Below are 24627 nucleotides of genomic sequence, written 5' to 3'. Positions count from 1 at the left end.
TTGGCCACCTTTTATGTTTAGTTCACGCATTTAGCGTCTAAACACATAGAAGAATCTTACAAAAAATATAGGAGTGATAAGATTGAAGGGTGTTACGTTTCAGGGAAAAGAAAAAATGGTCGTTAAAGAAGTAGAAAATCCTTCCATTCAAATGAATACGGATGCGATTGTAAGGATTACAGCAAGCGGAATTTGCGGTTCAGATCTACATCTGTACAAAGGTGGAATCGAACCCGAAAAAGATTACGTTGTAGGACATGAACCAATGGGTATAGTGGAAGAGGTCGGAACGGAAGTGAAGACACTTAAAAAGGGGGACCGTATCGTTGTCCCCTTTAACATTGGGTGTGGAAAATGCTTTTTCTGTGAAAATCAAATGGAAAGTCAATGTGATGAATCCAATCCACATGGAGAGGTTGGTGGACTTTTCGGGTTCACCAAAATGAATGGTGGGTATCCTGGGGGGCAAGCAGAATATCTACGCGTGCCATATGCAGACTTCACATCGTTTAAAGTGCCTGATTCAAGTCAATTGGAAGATGAAAGTGTACTGTTTCTTTCTGATGTAATACCCACCGCTTACTGGAGTGTAGAGCACAGTGGCGTCAAAGCAGGCGATACGGTCATAGTATTGGGAAGCGGACCAATCGGTTTAATGGCACAAAAATTCGCTAAATTGAAAGGTGCCGAAAGAGTCATCGCTGTTGATCAGGTCGACCATAGGCTTGCCCATGCGAAACGGACCAATCAGACAGAAATATACAACTTTCAAAACCATACCGATATTGGCTCTCTTTTGCATGAAAATACAAAAGGTGGAGCTGATGTCGTTATAGACTGTGTGGGAATGGATGGAACAGTTCAACCAAATGAATCATTCGGTTCAGACTTTGATAATCAGTTTGGGACAATCAGTCCAATTAAGACTGCATCAGAATCAGTTCGTAAGTTTGGGACTGTGCAACTGACCGGGGTCTATGCAACAGAAGCAAATCGATTTCCTTTAGGGGACTTCTTTAGCCGGAATGTATCCCTTAAAATGGGACAGGCTCCAGTAATTCATTTGATGCCAAAATTATATGATATGATCGAAGAAAACGAATTCGACCCGACTGATATCATCACCCACACGTTATCATTAGAAGATGCGGCAAAAGGGTATGATATTTTCGATAAAAAATCGGATGGAAATATAAAAGTCATTCTTAAACCATAGGAAAAAAGCCGCATTCAGTCCAAAATGCGGCCTTTTTCATTTTTCACCAGTATGCCTCTCGTATAAAAATGTTACATCAATGATACAATCCGATATTTTCTTTAATTTCCCTCATAAAAGGGAGGATTTTATTTCTTGCTCTTTCAGCTCCTTTATCTAAAATAAAATCAATATCTTCAGGATTACTCATTAATTCGTTGTATCTGTTACGCGGTTCTTCGACAAAAGAATTCATTACTTGAAATAGCTCTTTTTTCGCTTCTCCCCAGCCTATTCCTGCTTGGAATCTCCTTCTCATTTCTTTAATTTGACCGGAAGTTGCAAATTCTTTATATAGCGCAAAAATGACGGAGGAGTCAGGATCCTTAGGCTCCTCAGGGGGTGAAGAATCTGTTTTGATTTTATTAATTAATTTTTGAAGCTTCTTTGGTTCTTCAAATAATGGAATGGTGTTGTTATAGCTTTTACTCATTTTACGTCCGTCCAGTCCCGGGAGAACTGCTGTTTCTTCTTGAATGACATATTCAGGGATGACAAATATTTCTCCATATTGTTTGTTAAAGTTTTCAGCTATGTCTCGGGCAATTTCAACGTGTTGTATCTGATCTTTTCCGACAGGGACTATCTCGGTTTGAAATAGGAGGATATCAGCTGCCATTAAAATTGGATATGTGAATAAACCCATATTGACTCCAGCATCAACTTCTTTGCCGCTTTCTTTATTTTCTTCGACCAATGATTTATATGCATGGGCCCGGTTCATTAATCCTTTCGGTGCATAGCAAGCGAGGATCCAGCTTAATTCAAAGATTTCAGGAACATCAGATTGGCGGTAAAAGATCGCTCGATCAGGATTCAAACCTAATGCCAACCAAGCTGCTGCTACTCCATAAGATAATTCTTTCATTTCTTGTTTATCATGTATCTTCGTTAAACCATGATAATCCGCAACAAAATATGCGGTGTCGCAGGATTGTTTCTCTGCCAGTTGTAATGCCGGTTTGATTGCGCCAATATAATTCCCTAAATGAATCCGTCCAGTTGGTTTAATACCTGTCAAGACTTGTTTGTTCATTACAATCCCCTCCGTTCAAATATAAATAAAACACAAAAAAGGCTTCTCGTCCTCAAAAAGGACGGGAAACCCGTGGTGCCACCTTCATTCGCTTACATTTAGTAAACGCACTCATCTGTACAGAAATCCCCTTCGATACATCGCTCTCTTTTATCGGTGAGATCTCCGCCATACCTACTTCATTTCGGTTTGGATGCTCAAAAGCCCATTCGACGATTTCCTCACACTGATTTCCACCAACCATCAGCTCTCTGAAGTGTTCCTTTCGCCTACTCTTCTTCCTCATCGCAATTAACTATTTAATGTATTTCCATTATTTTAAAGTATCGGGAAATAATGGTCAAGTGGGTGTGAACACATTTTAAATTTCTTTGGATGAAAGGGGAAGGAAAAGCTTTATTCCTCGCTTATTAAAAGGGAGGATTTTCATATCTGCGATCAGATGACTCACATACCCGATCACACATGCTTCAAATACCCCGTCAATCATCAAAGATGACTCCAGATACTGAGCCATTATGCCATAATAAATGATTCCAAGAACAGAGTGGGTATAACTGCGATGTGATACGAATGAGGCAATGAGAATAAAAATACCCAACAACCATAACCATGTTTCATTCAACTGCCACCCGCATGCTGTCACACCGATGCCCGTAATCATCAGCATTCTTCTCTGGGTAATGAAACTTGCAAGAATCATCATTCCTGCACCATATCCAATCCCAAGCCATTGTTCTTTCCCACTTCCTTCAAGGTAGCTGTAAACCATCATTAAACAACCAATGATTTGTGCCACTGCTCTGATCATTTTGGGTGAAAAAGTAACTTTGTTACTAAGTTTTCCGTCAATATCCAAATCAGGTATGAGCCCTGATACCCCGCCTATTGCTACAAGTGTGGCCGTTATACCTGGCCCCGATCCAAATGAGTTCGCTACAATAAATCCCGTTCCTGCTCCTATTGCCATATGCGCTGTGCCGTTCAAATGTGTCCTCCTACTCTCTTATATCAGTTATGTATGTATCAGATATTATAATAGCCTTCATTATCTTTCATGACTATGGGAAAGATGCATTACTTTTTTAAAGTTAGCTGCTGTTCTAGGCGTTCAATTATTTCTAAAAGGTAGGCCCTTGCATGTGGGACGAAATGATGGTAACCCACCTTTTGCCCGGTATAGGCTTTATCCCCATCTTTACCTACAATAAATCCCTCGATATCAATTTCCGTTGTAACTTGTTGAATAAGTGATTTGAAATCTTCCAGGCTTGAACGAAAGATCCCTGCGACTTCATCCTGCTGAAGCTGAAATTCTTCAAATAATATTGGATTTGAATAGAGAAATACATTTGTATGCTCCCTGTCTACCATCCCTTCTTGGAAAAGTTCCCCTTTCACTATTCCCAGAGAGTGCAATTCCTCAAATCCGACGATGATCCCTAACTCTTCATGTACTTCCCTTACACCATCTTCAATCTTCTCATCAGACAAGAGGTGTCCTGCGGCTGTAATATCCAAAAGACTTGGATAATCCTTTTTATTGTCACTTCTTAATTGAAAATAGATAAAGGAACCCTTCCTGCTCTCATCATAATGGGCAAACCAGCAGTGAAAGGTCTCGTGCCAATACCCCTTTTCATGGACCTCTGAACGGCTTGCAACCCCAATCCTATCCCCTGATTCATTCAAAACGGTCAATTTTTCTTGCTCCACGGAATCCCTCCTTCTTTATCATTTCATTTAACTTTCTCCAAATAATCTCTAATCTCCATCAAATCACTGACGACGATGTCGGCTTCAAGCATTTCTTTTTCCTGTGAAAAATCAAATGCACAGCCGATAGAAAGAAAGTGGTTCTTCTCTGCCCCTTTGAAGTCAGACCTACTATCCCCTATCACAACCCCGTGAGTGAGATTATGATCCTCCTTCACTCTCCGAATTAACTCACCTTTATCTTCAGATCCAATATCCTGAATACTATAGCAGGAAGAGATCCATCGATCCAACGAGTAATATTCCATAATCGTTTGTAAATAATGAGGGTATCCGTTACTTGCCACAAAGATTGGAAATCCCCTATCGTCCAAGTAGGATAATAATACTTCAGCATTAGGATAAAGGGCCCCCATTCCGCTCAAGATATTTTGGATAAGAATATCCTGAAATGCGTCATTCATTTTACCTTGTACATGTATGGGATGATGGGACAAATGGCTCTCCCACCCAACTGAAAGGGGGTGACCCTTCTTTTCTCTATATGATTCTAGAGGGGGCTCCCCCTCCCACATTTCTTCATCTCTAAGTTTTTGGAAGGTCTGTTGAATTGATGCTCCTAGTATACGATTTGTTTGAAACAACGTACCATTCATGTCAAAAATCATTGCAGCTTTCATCTATATTCTCCTTTATTGCCGTTCGAACGATTATATTCTTTGATGAAAATTTTGAACTTTCTATTGACTTGATTAAAGACAGCCCTAATATCAAATTTACGCCTGTTATGTGTCCAATACTATTAGTGATATGGGTGTGAATGGTTATACCCGACCAGCTTTAGAACGCTTATACATCATTTTATAGACATAAAAAAAGACACTTGAGTCCTCCCTCTTGTGCCTTTTACTTTCAAGTTATTATCCGTATTTTCTAAGACGCGTTCGGAAGGTAAAAGAGGACCGTCAACATCATGCCAATCACAGAGAAGATCACAATTGTGACTGCTACCGATCTGTGATACTTTGAAACATGTTTCTTCTTCGACACGTTAAAAAACGTAAATGCCATTAACGAAAGAACAAACAAAGCTATAAACAAGAGCTCGCTCATGGACAATCCCTTTCTTAAGTAAGATGTGTGTATCTTTACTATATGAGAACACTTTACCATATTTTCTTATTCAACAAAAATTATTTAATTCGTGACCATACAAAATGGATATTAAAAATAATTATATAACCACGCAGGTGTTTTTTGTAATAACCTTTCCCAGACCGGTAACTCACTAAAAGTTTTTTTCGTCAGCTTTTCACTATCCCTTATATCTTTTTCGATAAGGGATTCCAATTGCCTGGCCGCTGCTTTATTCCGAATGATACAGTTGCTTTCGTCATTTAAGCGGAAACTGCGTGGATCCCAGTTTGCTGTGCCTACATCGGCCCATTCATGATCAATAACCATGACTTTCCCATGAAAAAATCCTTTTTGATACAGATAAAAATTCACCCCTTCTTTTATGAGGCTTTTTTCTATCCGATAGCTTGGAGGTTTGGTGAACCATGCATCGGTGTGATCAGGTACAAGGATATTCACCTTGACACCTCTCTTCACTGCCTTTTTCAATGCGGTGATAAGTTTTTTGTTTGGTATGAAATAGGGAGTCGTGATAGTCACGCTTTCTTTTGCTCCAGTGATCCAATCAATGGTTCTACCAACCAGAGAATGACCAGTGGAAAAGACGAAGTGAATATCCCCCTCATTTTTTCCATTTGACATGTATGGGAAGGGAACACTCTTTATACTTTCTCCACCGTCCTCAATCCAATCGCGCTTGAACTGTTTATATATTTCTGTTCCTGCCTGTCCTGCCAAGCGTATATGGTAATCCCTCCAGTAACCAAGCTCAGGATCTTTTCCCAGATATTCCTTACCCATATTGAACCCTCCAATATAGGCAATTTCTTCATCTATAGAGATTAGCCTGCGATGGTTCCGATGATGGAGGGAATAGAAAACATTATTCCAGGAAATCGGTCTGCTGTTCACGAACTTCACTCCGCTATTTTCCATTTTCTTGATTGTATTTTTATGAATATCCGAACCAAGAAAATCTACAGATAATCGAACATCAACACCATTTTTAGCTTTTTCAATCAATAAATCAAAGAACTCATTAGAGATATCATCATCCCGAATGATAAAAAAATGAATCCATACGTGATTTTTCGCATTTTCAATATCTTGAAAAAATGATGCATAAAAACTTTTACCTGTATTGAAAATATCAATTGAAGCGCTGCTTGAAAGAGTTTCTGTCATTGGATGAGTACTTGTATAATGTTTCACACCTTGCCTTACATCCCAATTCATGATGAGGAACATTACTACTAAGAACGCAAGCGTTACCGCAATCCCTTTCATTCCTTTTTTCAACATGAGAACTCCCTCCCGTCAGCCCTAATGATAGCTTTTGTCTAAGGAGAAGGACTATACATACACGTAAAAATAAATAGAAGACTCCAGGGAGCAACAGGTCAGTCGAATTCAAAAAAGCGTCAACAATATGTCGACGCTTTCATCTTAAAACCTTGTTCATTTTTAAAAATTTATAGATATAACGAACTATGACGAAAAGCGCACCTCCAATATAGGCACCTATTGTATTCATGATCCAGTCATCGATATCCGTTGCTCTTCCCAAGGGGAGATAATATTGGGCGAACTCAATCCCAAAGGAAAACATCCCTCCTATAAAAGTAACCATTAAAATCAGTTGTTTCGAATGTCTCATCCACCAGGCGAGAAAAAAGGTGAAAGGAATAAACAATAATATATTGGCCAGGAGATTCCGGATCGGTACATCCAAATGATTGCGATAAATCAAATTTAACTTAAGATTGGAAAAAGGATCGAAATTCACGGACCCCTCGGACACGTTGTCAAAAGGAGTTAAGGTGATCAAACAGATGCCTCCAATTGAAATACATGTAAATAATACAGGAAGTAAATTCACCCATCTCCCTTTCCCTCTTTTTTTCTTCCAAAAGGAGATCGCAAAGAAAAGGGTAACCGTCACTATGATAATAATGGGAAGAACCCAACCAAATGCGCTCCATAATTCTTTCATCATTTCCGATCCTTTCCTCTGTGTTATAGACTTTTTAGCAACAAATTCATTTTATTATCATGATACATTTATATTTCAAACTTCCTTGTCAAACCTTGATCTACAGAGCCAATCCACTTACGTTTCCCATCTATACGAACCGTCAATTCTTCCTTATCAAGCTTTTCTAAAAACGGGATCATATATTTTCTGGATAAGCCCAATACTTCTTTAGCTTCTCCCACATGAAATACTTCATCTGTTCCCTTTTTCAACCGTAATATTAAGTCGTAAAAAACCTGGATTGAATAAGCTTTCCGATCATCCAAAGGGACGATCTTCTTCTCTTGCACAAAAAAATGATAAAAATCCGAATACCATTTCCCGGGTATCCCCACCTGCTTAAAATACTCTTCCATGTCTTTCACCTGTGTTCCATCACTTTCCAGGAAAGAGAGAAGCTGCGTACACCGCTTCTCCCATTCAGGTGGTAAGCGGGGAGAGAATCCCTCTAAATGAATAAGTCCTTTTTCTTGCCCCAACTTCGCTAGTGTCAACACATAATCCACCAGACCTGTAGGATACTCACTCAAGTGCTGCTTTAATTCTGCGCGATTGATTCCCTTCAATAAGGGGTTTTCCTTATGAAATTTGGAGAGGACTTGTTCGATCCTGTTTTGACATTCTTTAACAATCTTATGATGAGTGATCGTGGAATCGGAAATCTTGATCCATTCCGCTTCCTCGAGTAATTTACTTAACCTTTCCCCTTGAAGGGATACTTCTTTCAATAAAAAGTCTCTATCTACAGATTTATATCGATCGAGTACTCTAAGTACCCGTTCCCCAGGCGTTCCCTCCATTTCAGTCCGAAGAAAGTCAATCGTTTTTTCTCCAAACCGGTATTTACCTCCATTGGGTTGGATGATCCATCCACCACCGATGGTTTCAACTGGAGTGGGTCTCCTTACAATGAACCGGTCTCCCCGTTTAACCATGATGGATTCATCAAGGCGAAGCTGACAAAGAATAGTGCCTGTATTAGTATCAACCTGCACTTTATTTCGGTCAAAAAATACAAGCTTCCCCATGACCTCAGAAGTCCCTGCATGAACAGTGACCGACATTCTCTGCTTAAGATCATAGTGGACAGAACTTAATACTTTGAGACAAACGTCTACGGTGTTCGTTAAAATAAGATGATGAGAACTGACAAGTACATTTCCCCGTTTAAGCTCCTTATAATCCACTCCTGATAGATTGACAGCAGCCCTTTGACCAGCGTATCCCTTTTCAGACTTATGATGATGGATCTGAATTTGTTTCGCTTTCGTATGTATTCCTTGTGGAAGGACTGTCAGTTCCTCTCCCGTCTCAAGACTTCCTTCATAAATCGTTCCTCTCACCACGGCTCCCTGCCCCTTTATTGTAAATACCTGATCGACAGGAAGTCGCAATTCACCGGAACTATCCCTTGAAGGCATCTCATTTAAGAGGGATATTATCGTTTCTTTAAGTTCATCCACTCCTTCACCCGTTAAACTATCTGCTAACAGAATCGGAGAGCCTTCAAAAACGGTATACTTCATTTCATCGATGACCTCTTCAATAGCAAGCTCTCTTAAATCTTCATCGACTTTTGAAATTTTTGTCAAGACGATCATGCCTTTGTTTATTCCCAGAAGGGACAGAATATCAAGATGCTCCCTGGTTTGCGGCATCACACCTTCATCAGCGGCAACAACCAGAACAACCAGGTCAATTCCTGCCACACCTGCGATCATCTGTCTGATGAAACGCTCATGTCCGGGGACGTCCACTACGGATATTTCCAGATACTCATTCTGATACAAAGGGGCGTACCCGGGTTCGATTGAGATGCCACGCTCCTTTTCCTCTTTAAGACGATCCGTATCAACAGACGTAAGAGCCTTTGTGAGAGTCGTTTTTCCATGATCGATATGTCCAGCCATCCCAATCGTAAAATACCTCTTTCCCACTATCCCACCACTCTCTATCTTTTCTTATTGACCCTCAAAAATAGTACTCCTGCCATGATCGCAAAGCAAACGCCAAACAGAATAGCCCTCCATACTTCCCCATCTGAAAAGGATTTTATAACCCAGATGAAAATAAATAACGTGATCAATACATCAAAGATCAGTATTCCTTTAGAATTTCGAATATGCCTTCACCTACTGTCCTTTATAATAAAATGCAGATTCCTTCACTTTATCATATTCCTTCTTCACAGCTCCACCAGGACGAAATCTTGCCATACAATATTCCCCCGCAAAACGACCGTTTTGAACAATGGAGCCATGTTTGAATCCTTCATTTTCAAATCCTAATTTCTCATATATTGCTTTCGCTTTGGTGTTGACGTCGATGACGGTCAATTCAATCCGTTCAATCATTAACCAATTATCCGCTAAATCGATGGCGTTTTGAATAAGACTCGTACCGATTCCCCTCCCATGATACTCTTCATCTATGAATACAAATAGACTTCCGGTATGGGCGCGTCTGCCGCCCCCTTGGTTAAGGCCGCATAATCCTACTACTTTTCCATCTATTTCTGCTACAAAGTCATGTTGGTTGGGAGATGGGTTCTTTAATCTCTCCTCAAATTTTCCGATCCTCAAGCTAGGTAAAGCGATGATATTAGGTAAAAACGGTTCTTTGACGCATAATTTCTACTAATTTTTCAGCATCCTTCACTTCTATCGGCCGACTCTTCATCATGTCAGCTCCCTCATCCTTTTCATTATTATAATCGGTAACATCCTAATATTGGAATGGAAAAATACAAAAAAAGAGAATCACCTGAGATCCTGTGATTCTCCTGAAAAAATCTATTCAGATCCTTCCTTAATCAATGTTTTCATATCTTGTACAATTTCATCGTAAGGGACATCGCTGTTGCCACTGTAGGTTTTTACGACGGTTCCTTCCTGGTTCACCAGGTAGAAGCTGGTCCCATGAATCATTTGATCAGAATTAGGGTCGTCCGCTACGATCGAACGGAAGGAGTGTTCCGCAAGGTCTTTCACTTCATCGAATTCATATCCTGTAAGGAGTTCCCATTTACTTGTGTCTGCTTCAAAATTTGATATGTACTCTTTTAATGCATCTGGTGAATCTTGTTCAGGATCTACACTGAATGAAACAATTTTATAATCCTGTACACCCTCGTCTTTGAGCTGTTTCTGTAACTTGGTTAAGTTAAATGTCATTGGTGGGCAAACCGTTTCACAGCTTGTAAAAATAAAATCTGCAATCCACACTTTGCCTTTTAAATCTTTTAGACTTACTTGTTGATTATTTTGGTTCGTATAGGAAAAATCCTTCACTTCATAATCTGTTTCTGCTTGAAAGTCACTATTGCTGCAACCTGCAAGGAGAATGCCGATAATGGTCATCACCACAATACATGTTTTGGTTTTTGACATCTTTATCTCCTCCGACTTTATCTATCTCTCCCACTCTATGTTAGTAAAAAGAGAATGAAATTACAATTCCCCCAGGAAAGATTCATTGTCTATTTTGTGAAACCTCCTCCCTATCTTTCATACCACATTCTTGTCAATGTTCACCGATAGTCCATTTTGTTCGATTCATTCTTCCCGCTCCAACATCTTCTTCTTTGAGAATAAATAGTGCAAAGTAAACCCATGCACGACCATAATCGTAACAAAGGCTAGGAAATAATAAAAAACTCCCATCACTCCGTCCGAGATGTCCTCCGTAATGAGCCACCAGACAGACGCAAAGATAAGGAAAAGAAATTGGAGTGCGACCCCTTCTAGAAAAGGTTTCTTGTAGGTGTTAAAATCCAATAATCTCTTCCAGCTCCAACCGATTGCAACTACAGCAGAGACGATTAATAATAATATATAAATGCTTAATTTCATTGTGATTACTCCCCTTTCTGTTGACCTACCTCCATGTTATGCATTCCAATTTGAAAATGAAAGAGAAAAAGGAAAATACATCTAAGTTTTCCTTTTCTCTTTCATATTTATTTCTTTTCTTTAATATATCGATATGCATTGAAATGTTTAATATCCACTTTCACATTTACTTGATTTAATGAATCGTCTGACAGGTAAAACCATTCATCACTACTATTATTCAACTCATTAAACTTGTCTGGATGTGAGCGATACCACCGTTCACCGACATCAAGAAGATCCATTTTTTTCTCGGTCCCCTTCTTATAAACCCTTGTTATTTTTTTTTCTAACGATTTTTGAAGCTTAGCATGTAATTCTTTGAAAGGCATATCCTTTATCTTTTCCAGCATCTCCGCTTCCACACTTACTTCCAGTGAAAATTCGGGAAAATTCGAGTGATTTTTATTATATTTCACTTTCGGTTCATCTGCGGTTAGTTTGAACGTTGACAGAATCTCACCATCTTCATATAGAGCGTAGTCGAGGGTATTTTTCTTATTTTGAAGCCAGTCCACAGTCATGGAATCATTTGCCGAAATTTCCCCTCTTAATGTTTCATCTTGAAAGACACTATACCCATCTAGATATAGAGAAGCAACTTCTTCATTTGTATGCCATGAATGACGGTTAACTTGGATGTTTGGAATCATTGCAGTCCCCATCGGTTCGTAATATTCTCTTAAAAAATGCATTAAATTCGTCGAATCAATGTCATTTTGTATTCCCTCCGCTTTTTCTTCTGTCAAAAGAACTGTATAAACAGGGGGATAATCAAATAATCCCTTCGTACTAAAAATATCTTCTATGCTCGTTTCCGTCACGAACAATTGGAGACTCGGCCGCAATGAACGGTTTCTGCCAATGTCCTCCAACACTTCCTTGAACTTATATTTCAATAGGTTCTTGGACAGGACAAGCGTTTTCGTGTGACCAAAAAACAATGGTGGCCTTGATACTCTGTAAAGATTGCTGACTGCCATGTTCAGTGTTTTACCTTTTGCAGAACCGACATATGTCGGAATAGGTTCAGTTGGTCGGCTTCCCTCCTGCTTCGCCACATTAGCAAAATTCAAACCCTGGAGGAAAGCTGTATATTCATCTTTCGTCTCATCATAATCCAAACCAATTGCGACAATATAGGTTAAATCCTGAATATTTTTTGATCCTGTACAACCTGATAACAAAAGGAGCGAAAGAATGGTCATGAATTTAGTTATCTTCTTGTTCATGTGGATCCATCCCTTTCCTCGATTGGTCATTTGGACTAGTAGAAGAAGTTCGCTGCTTATAAAATTGGATCGGGAGCCTGAAAAAGGAGCGAATGGCTTCATTCCAGCCTAAAGGAGCAACCGTTCCTAAATATGGAGTCCCAAATGATGAGAGAGTTGATAAATAAATCACCGTCAGGATGAAGATCATCACCACACCAAACAAACCAAAGAAGGTACTTACCAGCAACACAATGAATCGCAATACCGTAGTTCCGTATTTCAAGGATTGATTGACGAGAGTAAAGGACGATATATACGTAATGGCACCAATGACCAGCATTGTGGGAGAGGTCAGCCCTGCCCGTATGGCAGCATCCCCTACTATAAGACCGCCTAATACTGAAACCGTCTGTCCAATCGCCCTAGGAAGTCGCACACCTGCTTCATTGAAAAACTCGAATAGAAACAAGACAATAAACATTTCCACTGGTGCTGACAGAGGAAGCCCGAATCGTGACATCGAGATGGTTGCTACGAGTAGATAAGGAATCTGTTCAATGTTATATGCAGAGAATGCCACCCATAAGCCAGGCAAGAAAGCCGAAATTAATATTCCGACCATCCTTATGATTCTTTCCAAGGATACATAAACGTAATTTATACTGGAGTCCTCCGGGGACTTAATTTGCAACAGTAAATTGACCGGTGCTAAAGAAATGGTGGGAAATCCGTCTACTATCAGGGCAAATCTTCCCTGATTTAACGCATCTACGATGAAATCCGGTCTGCCTGTGTAGTCAAAACTGGTAAATATTGAATAAGGATTATCATCAATAAGTGATTCAAGATGTTGATTTCCAGTCAGTACATCTATGTCTACTTTTTCAAGTCTACTATAAATTTCATTCAACACTCTTTTATCGATGACATCATCAAGATACATTACAGCAATGTCAGTATGTGATCGTTTACCCACTTTAAACTTTTCCACACAGAGAGATGGCGTGAACAATCTTCTCCTTATTAGAGATATATTTGTATTTAAGTCCTCAACGAACCCGTCTTTCGGACCACGTATGGATGTTTCCAATGAGGATTCTTCTGGCAGCCTCTTTGGCAAATTTCCAGCATGAATGGATAAAATTCTTTCTTCAATAAAAAAAAGGACAAACCCTGAAAAAAGAGCAGAAGAGATATCATCAATGGAATGATTCGTAACCTCCCCAGCCTGAAACATGTTCTCAATTTTTTCAACATAAGAATCACCGGAAGTATCTTCCAATTTCGGGAATATAAATTGGTCTAAATAATGTCGGTCCACCAGGCTGTCAAAATAAATGATGGTAATTTCCGCTTCTTTAAAGTAATGGGATTTGATCAATAAATCCTGACTATGAGAGAATAAATCCCTCACTTCTTCCAGGGTATTAACCTTTGATTTATTATTATGCTTCTCATTTGAGACTTTCTTCATAGAGAACATCCTTTACGTATTCGCTCTGTTGTTCATTCTGGTTTCTATCTCTTTTTTCCTCATTAAATGGCTTTGTTCCCTAAGATAGCTGTTTGTCTTCTGCTCAGTCCTCAATTTTTGGTTCAGAAGGGACTCACTTGCCTGCCCCGTGGAAGACAAGATCCTTTCGCCGCCACCAACTACAAAACTTCAAAAAAACCCTATTTGATAAATCGGATAATGGTGGCTGAAACAATGATTTGTATGATGAATAGGATGACCGTAAGGGGAAAAAAGATATTAAACAGAAACATATAAAAGTCATATGTATCAATTTTGATCAGCACCAGACCGAAAAAAACAATGAAAATAGGTATCAATACCTTTAATGACAATCTGTACTGACCTTTCTTTTTAATAAGAAGTGCCCCCAGAAGGAACATGAACAGACTGATCCTTATTAGTGCACCGCATAGCCATTGATACAGTGCAAAGAAATCCAAATGAGTAATGAACTCTCCTATGGAAAGAATTCTCCATTGCTCGTACGCAGGGTATCTCAAGTTAGCTGATTCTATCGGTCCGAATTCCATTAGGGATGCAGTAAGAGGACCGAACATCAGCCCCATAAAGATTAAGCCAAGCACTATTAGGTGATGTAGCCTTATTTTCCCTTCACTGTATGGCTGAATCAGCAAAACCAGGTACAATTCTAGTAGACCACTCAAGACATAAATCATCCCTTTTATGACTGGAATATATCCATTGCTAAGGATTGGAAACAACAGGCTTGGATCCTTGAGATTTGTATTCGTAATTGCAATAAAAAAACCGAATATCATGACTAGAGGTAATAATATCCCGCTTGCGATCGCCATGTGTTTAATCCCTGCCCAGGTAATCAGAAAGCAAATAAGCAAAATTCCCCCCCAAACAATGAATGAAGGGACATCTGCGAGGAAATAGGCACTTAGCCATAGTATTAAATCAAGAAAGGTTATGTATGCACTTGAAAACAAAAATAAACCGATAGGGAGGGAAAATAATAGTACTGCCCATCTTGGCCATTTCTGCTGAAGCAAATGAAAGAAGCCTTCATTTGGAGAATGCTTAATGATGTAAAAGATTAATAATGTTAGGAGAAAAAGGATGGGATAGACTGCAAGGATACTGATCCACCCGTCCCGGCCCGCTGCTTGGAGGATACTTGGGATCAACATGACATGATTTAATAAGCCTGTTGAGAGAATCAACAGCAGTAATAATTGTCTTGGAATTAAAATTTTACGGATACTCTTCATTTGAACTCTCCACTTGTTTAGTCATTTTACCTATATTTATGTCCCACTTATCTTGTTTGAAAACATCGTGGAGTTATACAAGACTCGAGATCCCATAGCAAAAAGGTCAAGGATTATGATCCTTGACCTTTTTAAATGCGTAATGTGCGCCTATGCTAAGAATTGGAATTCAGTCCTGCTTCCACTTTGTGAAGATATGACCTCAAGCCGGGCATCGATTCTCTCTTTCAACTCCGGAACATGTGAAATTAACCCTACTAACCGCCCGCTGCTTTGTATATCCATCAGTGCTTCGATGGCATGATCAAGTGATTCCGGATCGAGTGTCCCGAACCCTTCATCAATAAACATCGTTTCTAGAGATACTCCACCAGCGTATTGCTGGACCACATCTGCCAGGCCAAGGGCTAAAGCCAGGGATGCCTTAAAGCTTTCTCCACCCGACAAGGTTTTTACATGTCTCTCCTGACCTGTGTATTGATCAAAGACAAGCAGTTCTAAACCACTCTGTACATTACCTTTACTTCTGTCTGTTTTTCGAATCAATTGATATCGGCCAGAAGTCATTTTAATCAATCTCTCATTGGCTACTTGAAGGATATCCTCCAGAAATGATGCCAGAACATACCTCTCAAATGTGATGCGATTTGCATTCTGCCCCCGAGCTACTTCCGCCAAATGACCGACGGTTTGATACCTTGATTCAAAATGCTTTATCTCTTCGTTTATTCCAATGACCCTGGACAGAATGAGCTTATTTTCCTTTCTATTCGTACTGACCTTATTTAACTCGTCATTTACTCTCTTTAATTCATCTGTAACTTTAATTATGTTTTCTTCAATCTTTTGCACATCTGGCCGCTGCTTATTTTTTAAGTGTTGATCAATATCAGATAAACGATCAGAAACCGAGCGCAGGTCCTCCCCGAATTTCTTCACTCTTTCTTGAAGTACCATAATTTCCCCTTCTGTCTTTTTCGCTTTCTGGAAGGCTTTGTAATGGGAAAACCCTTGTTCCGTGAGTAGAGCGAGAAATGCATCCCTTTCATCTTTCATCTCTTTGTTCACTTTTTCTATTTGGATTTCTTTCTCTCTAACTTGCGATTCCTTTACACTATCTAGGTTTGTCAGTTCATAATATTGCTTTTGAGCGTGTTCAAATGACGCCTTTAAACCTTTTAGTTTATGTTTTTCTCCCTGTAACACTTGTAGAAATAGAGCTTTTGTTCTGAGTTCATTTGGGATTGACTCTTTCACCTTTTCAAGAGTTGTATTCTTTGTGTGAAATAAAGTATTAAGTTCTTGTAGCCTTTGCTGGTTCTTTCCTTTTGCACCCTCAAGTTCTTCGAGTTTTTCCCTTCCATTTCTCACTTCTTCTCGCATGATATTTACCTGCTCCACTTCTTTTTTCTTAGAAGTGATGACAGTTTTCAAAGTTTCGATCTCTTTCTTCGTCTCCAAGAGGAGATCCCCGATTTCAAGGTCACTAAAATCAGGTTTCTTTTCACTCATTTTTTTGATAGAGTATTCAATCTGTTCCTGAATACTTTGCATTTTCGTTTCTTCTTGGGCAATGACCAAGCTCATTTTTTTCTCTTCATGCTCCAATTCCTGTTGCTTTCCTTTGGCCACCTTCAGATCTTCCCCGGAAGGTAAAGAATCTGCCTCAGCGGCAGGACTGGGATGATGCACTGAGCCACATACTGGACATGGAGAATGGTCTGTTAAACCCCTAGCAAGCAAGGCAGCTTGAGCAGAATTCCACTTTTCTTCTAAGAAGATTAGTGTTTCAGACGCATCCTGAACATCAAGCTGAAGTTGACTATATTGTTTTTTTAATGTTTCACTCCGGGATGTGACATCAAGAAGATTTCGTTCCATCCTTTGGATCTCGCCTAGCTGTTCTAGTAAGGAAAGCCTTTCCTGTAGGTTTTTTTCAAGTTGAAATAAATCTTCCTGAGCCATTTCTCCATCTTTAAGGCATTTTTCACGTTCTTTTATACCTTGTTGCAAAAATGAAATCTGCTCGGTCTGTTTCTTGACAATCTCCTGTTGATTTTCGTACCTTTCTTTGAATTCACCCGTTTCCTTCATTAAAGTATCTAAAGAGTCTATATCTTTTTCCATATGTTCAAGCTGAGTAACTCTCTTTGAAACTTGTTCCCTCAAATTCTCATTTTTCATTTCTTTTTCTAATGTCGATTTAGCTATCAATCGTTTTTCTGATATTGTTTGTTTTTCCTCGGAAAGTTTGGCTAATTGACTCTTCAGTTCACTGAGATCCCGATTAAGTTTGTGGCAATACTCATCTTGTTGTACTAAACGGGAAGCTCGCTGGGCCAATAAAATATCTTGATCTATGGAATCAATTTCCGGTTTTATTGATAACAGGTATTCTCTTTGATTCTTTAATTTTTCCTGAAGATCATATCTCTCGACCAAACCTTTTCCTTCTGCGAGATCCTTCTGTAGGACATCTCGTTTCTTCTGAACAATCTCATATTGTTGTTGAAGCTTTTTCTCCATTTCTTCCATTTTTTGAATCTGAGGAGATAGTAGTTGAAGAATGCGATGATCATTCAATGGATTTTCTAATAATAGCGATTGAAGTTCTTCATTTTCTTCAAAATGGATTCTGAGCAATTCTCTTGTTCGTTCTTCAATTGAGGTTTGGACGGATTTTTTCAAATCATCAGCCTCAGATTTCAATTTCTCCTGAATCGTCTTATAAAGTTCTGTATGAAACAGGCGTTGTAATATAAGTTCTTTATCTTTACTATCTGATGTGAGAAGCTTACGAAACTCCCCTTGTGGAATCATAAGAATCTGCCTGAACTGGTTGGCATCTAGCTGGATCATCTCTTTTATCTTCTCGTCAACCTCTCTAACACTTGCAGCTAGAAGCTGTTCTACCCCATCATCATCGTATACATATAATTCGGACCGGGCGTTGATGGTTGTGTACCCTTCACCCCTTGCTTTCTTTTTATCTTGTTGTGGTGAACGCCATATACGATACTTTCTTCCACGTAAACTGAATAGAAGTTCTACTTCTGTTATGTCATCATTATTAGCAAATTGACTTCTCAATTCAGTCGGACTTCGATCTTCTCCACTTGCCTTTCCGTAAATAGCATAAGAAATCCCATCAAAGATCGTTGTCTTTCCTGAACCGGTTTTCCCGGATATAACGAACATAGTACGGTTACCCAGGGTACGGAAGTCAATGGTTTCTCTACCTGCATATGGTCCAAATGCCTGCAACACTAGTTGAAGGGGCTTCATGCCTGGTCAACCTCCCTTCTGGCGATATCAATTACATTTTGTATCACGTCTTCCTTTTCGTCAGTGAATTCACCCGTTGTCATATCATTGTAGAACTCTTTAAACAAGTCCAGTTCCGACCTTCTTTTATCCTCCAACACCTGGAACGTGTTTTTCTTTTTAGCATCTGTTAGATCCCTTTTCCGCTCAAGATGAAGGACGTTGGGATATACTTGTCTCAGTTGATTGATCGGATCAATCAAGGTACCTTCGTCATGAAGTGTTACCTTCAGATAATCATCCACCTTCTGAGACTGATAAAAAGCTGGGTCGAGCAACTCTTTCATCAGACCCCGCAGTTCCCTCATGTCCTGTTTAGGCTGAAGCACTTTTTCCCTCAATCGGAAAGTTCCGTCTTCCTCCATCTCAACAATGGTGACAGATTTCCTCTGGGAAGCTTCTGAAAAAGAGTACTTCAATAGGGAGCCGGAATACCTTATCGTTTCATGTTTAATGGCATCAGGGCTATGAAGATGTCCAAGGGCAGTATAATGGAAAGAACGGAACACGTCAGCTCCCACACAACCTGACCCCCCGACAGAAAGGGTACGTTCCGAATCCGTCGTTTTCCCTCCAAGTACGAATGCATGACCAACAAAAACATGTGGTTCATCAGGTTCCATGTATTCTTCCATTCTCTTTACAATGGCTTCCATCGCTGTATGGTGACTAATGACTGAGTCATCTTCCAGTATTTGTCTGACGGTTCCTGGTTCAGCATAAGGAACGCAGTGGAAGTTGACACCTTTTATATTGATGGGTGTAAAATCTGTAGAGACTTTCCCCTTTATAAAAAATTGGCTATGTTTGTACCATGACGATCCAAATGACAACCTCTCTGCACTATCATGGTTGCCTGACACAGCCACAATCGGTGTGTCAAGCTCAACATTGATACGAAATAATACTTCATCTAATAGTTCCACTGCTTCTGTAGGTGGAACTGATCGATCATAGAGATCCCCTGCAATGACAACTGCATCCGGTTCTTCCTCTTTCACAAGCTCAATGAATCCCTCCAATATGTACCTTTGTTCTTCTGTCATATATATGCCATGCACCAATTTACCCAGGTGCCAATCAGCGGTATGAATGAATTTCACTACAAGTATCTCCTCTCGGGTCTTTCTGCTATCTAAATTATATCAAACTCTCAAGGTCTACGTGTATGGAAAACACTGATATAATAATCATACTAACCTTCTCTTTTTTCCACTATAAAACATCATAAAAAGGGGACCCTATAAAACGGCCCCCTTTTCATTATTCTTTGAGTTGCTGAGGTAGTGTTTGGATCGACGTGATGACGGCATCAAGCTTAGTCTCGATCCGATAAAGAAGATACATCGTGACCACAATCGGAAAGCCTACTTCAGAAACAAAGGAAATAATCGATTCCATCCTCTCCCTCCTTTCATTATTTATATAGGAAACTGGTGAGGAAAAGGGTACACTCATGAACAAAAAAAGCGAATCCGTAACGATGGATTCGCTTTTTATATTAATGTTGTAAAAACATTTTTATGATGGGAATACTTTTCCGGGTTATGGTATTACCCGTTAATATCGCTGATTAAGCTTGAGCTTACCAGACCAGCCTCATCAAGAATTTCCTTGATTTGATTTTCTGCTTCGTTTAATTTTTCATCTGCTGCTGTCATATCTGCTTCGCCCTCTTTTGCCAGTGCATCAGCTTTCATGTTATACGATTCTGCCAAGGTAGATTTGAATGTTTCAACCGCTTCCTTTTGATCATCCAAACCTTTAGGGATCTCCATGCCTTCTACCGCTTCCGCTGATGCTTTCGCCGATGCTGCAGCAGATTCTTTCAATTTAGCCAATTCGTCTCCAGCTGGAGGCTCTTCCCCAGCCATTGCTCCTTCATAGCCATTTAAATCCATATCAACACCATTAACGGTTGTTGTTAAATTCAAGTAGAAATCCATTAAATCTCCAGCAGCATCCGTATTCTCTTCCGTGCTTGCCGCTTCATCTTTTTTCTCTTTGTCAGAACCTGAATCGGAACATCCTGCAAGTGCTAATGTTAATCCCAGACCTAATAACCATACTTTTTTCATAGTTGTTTCCCCTCTCTGTCTCTATCAATATGTTCAAGTATTTAACGAGCAAGCAACTCTATCAGGAAATCGCTTACTTCACTTTTTTTTAGCCGGCAAAAAGTATCTTAACATGGAGATATTCAAATGGTAAAGAAATATTTGCAGATTTCACCAAAGTTTAAATCTTATAAATATTTAAAATAAACAGCATTCATTTACTACTCCTTCTAACTATAGTTATAGGTCATTGGTATGAAGGAGCATTTTAATTATTTGAACTTGTTTTTATCACATGGTATAACTTATGTATGCTACATGTTCGGGACTGATTGTTGAGCTGGTGCTTGCCTGAGTCTTCAAAACTTTTGGGAGGCGCGTGCCGTCTCCGCTGGGTTCGATTCCCAGGCAGTCCCGCCAATTAGAAAAGGCTCATTTACATACTTAAAAACCCTTATGCACACATAAGGGTTCTTTTTCATTGTTTTTGCAAAAATTCACGTTTCCTTCTTTCTGAAGCCTGCACGCCTTCAAACAAAATGTGAAAAGTTGTCCCCTCCCCCAGTTCACTTTGTACACGGATATCAGCTCCATGATCTCGGAGAATTCTCAAACAAATTGTAAGGCCCAGTCCGGTTCCTTTAGTTTTAGTCGTGAAGAAAGGTTCACCGAGTTTATCAAGGGTTTCCTTCTTCATTCCTACACCCTCATCTTTAAATATCAATTGTACTTTGTTATGAGAGTTGATATCCGCGTCAATAGTAATCGTTCCCCCGTGAGGCATGGATTCTATGGCATTTTTAATTAAATTTATAAAAACCTGCTTTAACTGATTTTCATCGCCGCGGATATAAAGCTCTCTTTCATGAAAATTCGTTTGAATTTCGATATTATATAAAATGGCATTCGTATTTAATAATTTCGATACCTGTTCCAGTGTCTCGATGATATTAATCCGTTTATACGTGACAGATTGCGGCTTTGCAAGAATCAATAACTCACTCAGGACCAACTCGATTCGCTTGATTTCAGAAAAGACAATCCCTAAATATTCCTTCGTTTTCTCATTGGCATCATCTCTTAATAATTGCAAAAATCCATTGATTGACGTAAGGGGGTTCCGAACTTCGTGAGCGATCCCGGCAGCTAGTTGCCCTGCAACTGAGAGTTTTTGAGATTCAATCGCCAGTGTTTCATTCATTTCCATCAATTCTTCTTCATTATGTACTCTTTCAGTAATGTCTGAAATGGTACCGACTGTACCGAGCAGATCACCATTTTCATTATAGTTCAATTTGATATTGACATCACCCCAACGATACTGTCCATCCCTCTTTTGGTAAGAGAAATCCATCCTGGTCTTCTCCCTTTTCATGCTGACGCTTTGTCTTACCAGTCGGAGAATTTCATGACGTTCATTGAGGGAGATGAAATGCAGCGCATTCTTATGTAGGCTTTCTTTGACTGAATATCCCGTAAAGTCTTCCCAGGATTGATTGAGGAATTGAAACTCGCCCTTGGCATTTGTGTGAAACACCACTTCATCAATACTTTGAAGAACATGTTGCATTTCTTCATTGAGAAGCTTCACCCTCTCCTCACTCTTTCTTAAAGCTGCCAGGGTGTTATGACTGATGTCATAATGTTTCCCCATATAGTAGCTGATAAAGAGAATCAAGAGAGTAAAGACCATATCCACCTTCAAATCCACTGGATATTGGAGAACAAAGTAATAAATAAAATCCCACGTAATGACTAATATAAGTCCAGTAAGGACAGATACAATCCTACCTCCATATTTCACCCTTCGAGCCTCCTATCCGTACAAAATTAAAAATACATTCGAAATAGAAAGAATTTTCACGATATTTGTTATTTATTAGTATATCATTTCTAATTAAGAACAGTATAGCCTTCTTTTTTGTAAATTCAATGATATTCTTGTCACAGGCAATCTCCTTGTCTATAATTGTATACGATACACTCGCTTTTAAACTGAGGTGAAAAACATGCTTGAAGGTTGGTTCTTATATTTCATCCTTTTTTGGGTCGTTTTTTTAGTAGCTTCATTTGCCATCGGGGGATTCTTCATGTTCCGAAAATTCTTAAAGAGGTTTCCAAAAGAGGATGGCAAATCTGATTTGGATTGGGAGGAGCATTATGTGAATGAAACCATCCACCTATGGGGCGATGACGAAAAGAACATGCTTAATGAATTGGTTACCCCCGTCCCTGAATTATTCAGAGATGTAGCGAAGCAAAAAATCGCCGGAAAGATCGGGGAAATGGCACTAAATGAAAGGGCCGAAGCCATTACCCAAGAATTAGTCATCAAAGGATATATTCTTGCGACTCCGAAACGGGATCATAAGTTTTTGAGAAAAAAACTTGATGAGATGAGGATAGAAGTTACCCCCTATGAACATTTATTCTAAAATAACAGGCAGGGAACTAAATGGGATCAATACTTATTATTCCGATTGTGTTATATTTCATAATGATTGTTGGTGCGGCTTTTCTGTATGCAAAATGGAAGAAATCCCAAAAAGGTAAACGTTAATCGTTTACCTTTTTTAGTCTCGTTTTATGATCATCAATCAATGGGATCTTCTGCCTTACCAAATCGAATGACGTCCATAATCGCTTGGCCATCACTCGGTTTTCCTTCACCGTTCCTAAATGGAAACAATGAAAAGAAAATAAAGTAAACCGAGAAATAAACAAATTGATAGAAAAAGATATGAACAGGTATGACCCCTTCATAGATCAGAAAATTTATCAATAAAATCCCAATCAAATTGAATAAGCTTCCTGATAAATAAATAAGAACATGCACCCAGACCTTGTTGTATTGTAACTCCTTATACTGACACCACCCCTCCATAAAATACATCCTCTTCACTTCCAAAGGGCCAATATTTATGAGATGCTTTCCAGTTCCAATGGTAAATTTTATCTTGGCACCGAATATCCTTGCAACAAGGATATGACCTGCTTCGTGTAATATGGTGACCAATGGCAATGTAAAAAAGAAGGCCAGAAAAAATGTCCATATATCTGCTAACGTAAACAATCGCTATCCCACCAATATCTTTTTTTCATCTTCTCTCCTTTTGCCCAACTCGATTCACCAGTAAGCTTATCTATCAGCATTGTAATAAAATTTTAATCCTGCTGTTATCACTCTAAAACAAAAAAAGCAGAGGGAGACCCCCCTGCTTTTTACCGGTGTATTAAATTGAATTTGTCGTCAGGTCTTGATTTTCCTGATGCAGCTTTCTATATTGGATATACATAGTTATCCTCCACGGGACGATCATACCAAATGCCAGTATCCAGAACATTCCGCTCAGTTCTCCGTAATCAATTGAAGTACTAAGGATCGACTTGGCCACAATTCGAATGAACAAGAGGCCTATCAAAATGAAGGCAAACGCTTTGGAGCGTCTTAAATAAATATCATTTTCACGAATTTCAAACTTCGACGTCTTGATTAACAATAGTGAGAATAGCATGCCTACTGTAAGGGCCTCTAAAAATTCACTAACATTGACCCGAAAAGCTGGAAATAAGAACATTAATGCACCTGTGCTCATAAAGAGTGGTGGGAGTATAATCTTCTTGCCGCTTACCGGTCTTTTCTGAGCCTTCATCCTAATAAATATCACCATAAATCCCATGCAAATCGCTACAATGGATGAAGCAATCATCATAAAGCATCATCATCCTTTTATCATCTACTTTCATACCTTCCCTTATTATAGCCCAAATGAAGGAAAAACGAAAATACAAAAAAGAGAGAATGAATGGAAGCTTCAATCTCTCTTTCGATATTATCCTAATACTCTTTTAATAGCTTCGTCTACACGGACTTCGTCAAAGGGTTTTATAATAAAGTCTTTCGCCCCTGCTTCAATTGCTTCCACTACGACTTTTTGCTGCCCCATCGCCGAACACATAATAACCTTCGCTTGAGGGAACTCGGCTAGAATCTTCTTAACCGCTTCTATTCCATTCAATTCCGGCATGGTGATATCCATCGTTACCAGGTCAGGCTGAAGCTCACGATACTTTTCAACGGCCAAAAGTCCATTCTCAGCTTCACCAACGACTTCATGCCCGCCGGAGGAAAGCATGTTTCCCAGAGTCAATCTCATAAATTTTGCATCATCCACTACAAGTATCGTTGCCACAGATGTTTCCTCCTCG

At 39.4% G+C, this 24627-nt stretch carries 23 protein-coding genes, 1 tRNA gene and 1 other annotated feature; of the genes, 3 read left to right on the top strand and 21 right to left on the bottom strand.

Translation table 11 applies throughout. The annotated features are described in order from the left end of the window. The first annotated feature begins 82 nt into the window (after nt 1-82). A complete protein-coding gene (locus BAA9072_RS06945; protein WP_201713946.1) occupies nt 83-1216 on the top strand; it encodes an alcohol dehydrogenase catalytic domain-containing protein in 1134 nt (377 codons plus the stop codon). A 76-nt stretch (nt 1217-1292) separates the two neighbouring features. On the opposite strand, the gene BAA9072_RS06940 is transcribed toward BAA9072_RS06945, so the two are convergent. From BAA9072_RS06940 to BAA9072_RS06860, 17 genes are all read right to left on the bottom strand, one after another. Then, the gene (locus BAA9072_RS06940) at nt 1293-2291 is read right to left on the bottom strand and encodes a tryptophan--tRNA ligase (RefSeq protein WP_201713945.1); all 999 of its coding nucleotides are present in this window, start codon (nt 2289-2291) and stop codon (nt 1293-1295) included. Nucleotides 2292-2345: 54 nt separating this feature from the next. Next, nucleotides 2346-2586, bottom strand: a binding site (T-box leader). A 66-nt stretch (nt 2587-2652) separates the two neighbouring features. Next, a complete protein-coding gene (locus BAA9072_RS06935) occupies nt 2653-3279 on the bottom strand; it encodes a metal-dependent hydrolase (RefSeq protein ID WP_201713944.1) in 627 nt (208 codons plus the stop codon). Between the two features lie 89 nt (nt 3280-3368). Next, the gene (locus BAA9072_RS06930; RefSeq protein WP_201713943.1) at nt 3369-4007 is read right to left on the bottom strand and encodes an NUDIX hydrolase; all 639 of its coding nucleotides are present in this window, start codon (nt 4005-4007) and stop codon (nt 3369-3371) included. Between the two features lie 23 nt (nt 4008-4030). Next, complete coding sequence (locus BAA9072_RS06925) at nt 4031-4687, bottom strand: HAD family hydrolase (protein ID WP_201713942.1); 657 nt, start codon at nt 4685-4687, stop codon at nt 4031-4033. A gap of 544 nt (nt 4688-5231) precedes the next feature. Beyond that, nucleotides 5232-6446: a cardiolipin synthase gene (gene cls / locus BAA9072_RS06920; RefSeq protein WP_201713941.1), complete on the bottom strand. Its 1215-nt coding sequence runs from the start codon at nt 6444-6446 to the stop codon at nt 5232-5234. A gap of 139 nt (nt 6447-6585) precedes the next feature. After that, a complete protein-coding gene (locus BAA9072_RS06915) occupies nt 6586-7140 on the bottom strand; it encodes a VanZ family protein (RefSeq protein ID WP_201713940.1) in 555 nt (184 codons plus the stop codon). A gap of 65 nt (nt 7141-7205) precedes the next feature. After that, nucleotides 7206-9116 carry a selenocysteine-specific translation elongation factor gene (selB, locus tag BAA9072_RS06910; RefSeq protein WP_201713939.1) on the bottom strand — a complete coding sequence of 637 codons (1911 nt, stop codon included), beginning with the start codon at nt 9114-9116 and terminating at the stop codon, nt 7206-7208. 195 nt (nt 9117-9311) lie between these two features. After that, nucleotides 9312-9761 (bottom strand): GNAT family N-acetyltransferase, encoded by a 450-nt coding sequence (locus tag BAA9072_RS06905; protein ID WP_230980782.1) that lies wholly within the window; start codon nt 9759-9761, stop codon nt 9312-9314. Nucleotides 9762-9971: 210 nt separating this feature from the next. Then, the gene (locus tag BAA9072_RS06900; protein ID WP_201713938.1) at nt 9972-10568 is read right to left on the bottom strand and encodes an SCO family protein; all 597 of its coding nucleotides are present in this window, start codon (nt 10566-10568) and stop codon (nt 9972-9974) included. 165 nt (nt 10569-10733) lie between these two features. Further along, nucleotides 10734-11030 carry a hypothetical protein gene (locus tag BAA9072_RS06895; protein ID WP_201713937.1) on the bottom strand — a complete coding sequence of 99 codons (297 nt, stop codon included), beginning with the start codon at nt 11028-11030 and terminating at the stop codon, nt 10734-10736. 107 nt (nt 11031-11137) lie between these two features. Continuing rightward, the gene (locus BAA9072_RS06890) at nt 11138-12301 is read right to left on the bottom strand and encodes a Ger(x)C family spore germination protein (RefSeq protein ID WP_230980781.1); all 1164 of its coding nucleotides are present in this window, start codon (nt 12299-12301) and stop codon (nt 11138-11140) included. Next, on the bottom strand, nt 12282-13757 hold the full coding sequence (locus tag BAA9072_RS06885) for a spore germination protein (protein ID WP_201713936.1): 1476 nt from the start codon (nt 13755-13757) through the stop codon (nt 12282-12284). Before BAA9072_RS06885 ends, BAA9072_RS06890 begins: the two co-directional genes overlap by 20 nt. 200 nt (nt 13758-13957) lie before the next feature. Beyond that, nucleotides 13958-15037: an endospore germination permease gene (locus BAA9072_RS06880; RefSeq protein WP_201713935.1), complete on the bottom strand. Its 1080-nt coding sequence runs from the start codon at nt 15035-15037 to the stop codon at nt 13958-13960. Between the two features lie 150 nt (nt 15038-15187). Continuing rightward, nucleotides 15188-18322 carry an AAA family ATPase gene (locus tag BAA9072_RS06875; RefSeq protein WP_201713934.1) on the bottom strand — a complete coding sequence of 1045 codons (3135 nt, stop codon included), beginning with the start codon at nt 18320-18322 and terminating at the stop codon, nt 15188-15190. Then, nucleotides 18319-19464: an exonuclease SbcCD subunit D gene (locus BAA9072_RS06870; RefSeq protein WP_201713933.1), complete on the bottom strand. Its 1146-nt coding sequence runs from the start codon at nt 19462-19464 to the stop codon at nt 18319-18321. The genes BAA9072_RS06875 and BAA9072_RS06870 overlap by 4 nt, the downstream gene beginning before the upstream one ends. A gap of 160 nt (nt 19465-19624) precedes the next feature. Further along, nucleotides 19625-19762: a YvrJ family protein gene (locus tag BAA9072_RS06865; RefSeq protein ID WP_201713932.1), complete on the bottom strand. Its 138-nt coding sequence runs from the start codon at nt 19760-19762 to the stop codon at nt 19625-19627. Nucleotides 19763-19914: 152 nt separating this feature from the next. Continuing rightward, the gene (locus tag BAA9072_RS06860; protein ID WP_201713931.1) at nt 19915-20439 is read right to left on the bottom strand and encodes a lipoprotein; all 525 of its coding nucleotides are present in this window, start codon (nt 20437-20439) and stop codon (nt 19915-19917) included. Between the two features lie 303 nt (nt 20440-20742). On the opposite strand from BAA9072_RS06860, the gene BAA9072_RS06855 reads away from it, so the two are divergent. Beyond that, a tRNA-Sec gene (locus BAA9072_RS06855) sits at nt 20743-20838 on the top strand. A gap of 58 nt (nt 20839-20896) precedes the next feature. Here BAA9072_RS06855 and BAA9072_RS06850 read toward each other — a convergent pair. Next, nucleotides 20897-22222, bottom strand: a complete 1326-nt coding sequence (locus BAA9072_RS06850; RefSeq protein ID WP_201713930.1) for an ATP-binding protein — start codon at nt 22220-22222, stop codon at nt 20897-20899. A 205-nt stretch (nt 22223-22427) separates the two neighbouring features. On the opposite strand from BAA9072_RS06850, the gene BAA9072_RS06845 reads away from it, so the two are divergent. Next, nucleotides 22428-22853, top strand: coding sequence for a DUF2621 domain-containing protein (locus BAA9072_RS06845; RefSeq protein ID WP_201713929.1), 426 nt, complete (start codon nt 22428-22430; stop codon nt 22851-22853). 158 nt (nt 22854-23011) lie between these two features. Here the strand turns inward: BAA9072_RS06845 and BAA9072_RS06840 are convergent, their stop codons facing one another. The 3 genes from BAA9072_RS06840 to BAA9072_RS06830 form a co-directional block, all read right to left on the bottom strand. Next, the gene (locus BAA9072_RS06840; protein WP_201713928.1) at nt 23012-23491 is read right to left on the bottom strand and encodes a site-2 protease family protein; all 480 of its coding nucleotides are present in this window, start codon (nt 23489-23491) and stop codon (nt 23012-23014) included. Between the two features lie 160 nt (nt 23492-23651). Next, nucleotides 23652-24131, bottom strand: a complete 480-nt coding sequence (locus BAA9072_RS06835; protein ID WP_201713927.1) for a CcdC family protein — start codon at nt 24129-24131, stop codon at nt 23652-23654. 120 nt (nt 24132-24251) lie between these two features. Further along, the gene (locus tag BAA9072_RS06830; protein ID WP_201713926.1) at nt 24252-24611 is read right to left on the bottom strand and encodes a response regulator; all 360 of its coding nucleotides are present in this window, start codon (nt 24609-24611) and stop codon (nt 24252-24254) included. Between the last annotated feature and the right edge of the window lie 16 nt (nt 24612-24627).

The sequence above is a fragment of the Rossellomorea arthrocnemi genome (assembly GCF_904424705.1).
Taxonomy (GTDB): Bacteria; Bacillota; Bacilli; order Bacillales; family Bacillaceae_B; genus Rossellomorea; species Rossellomorea arthrocnemi.
The sequence above is the reverse complement of the archived record's forward strand: the minus strand, read 5'-3'. Positions and strand labels throughout refer to the sequence as shown.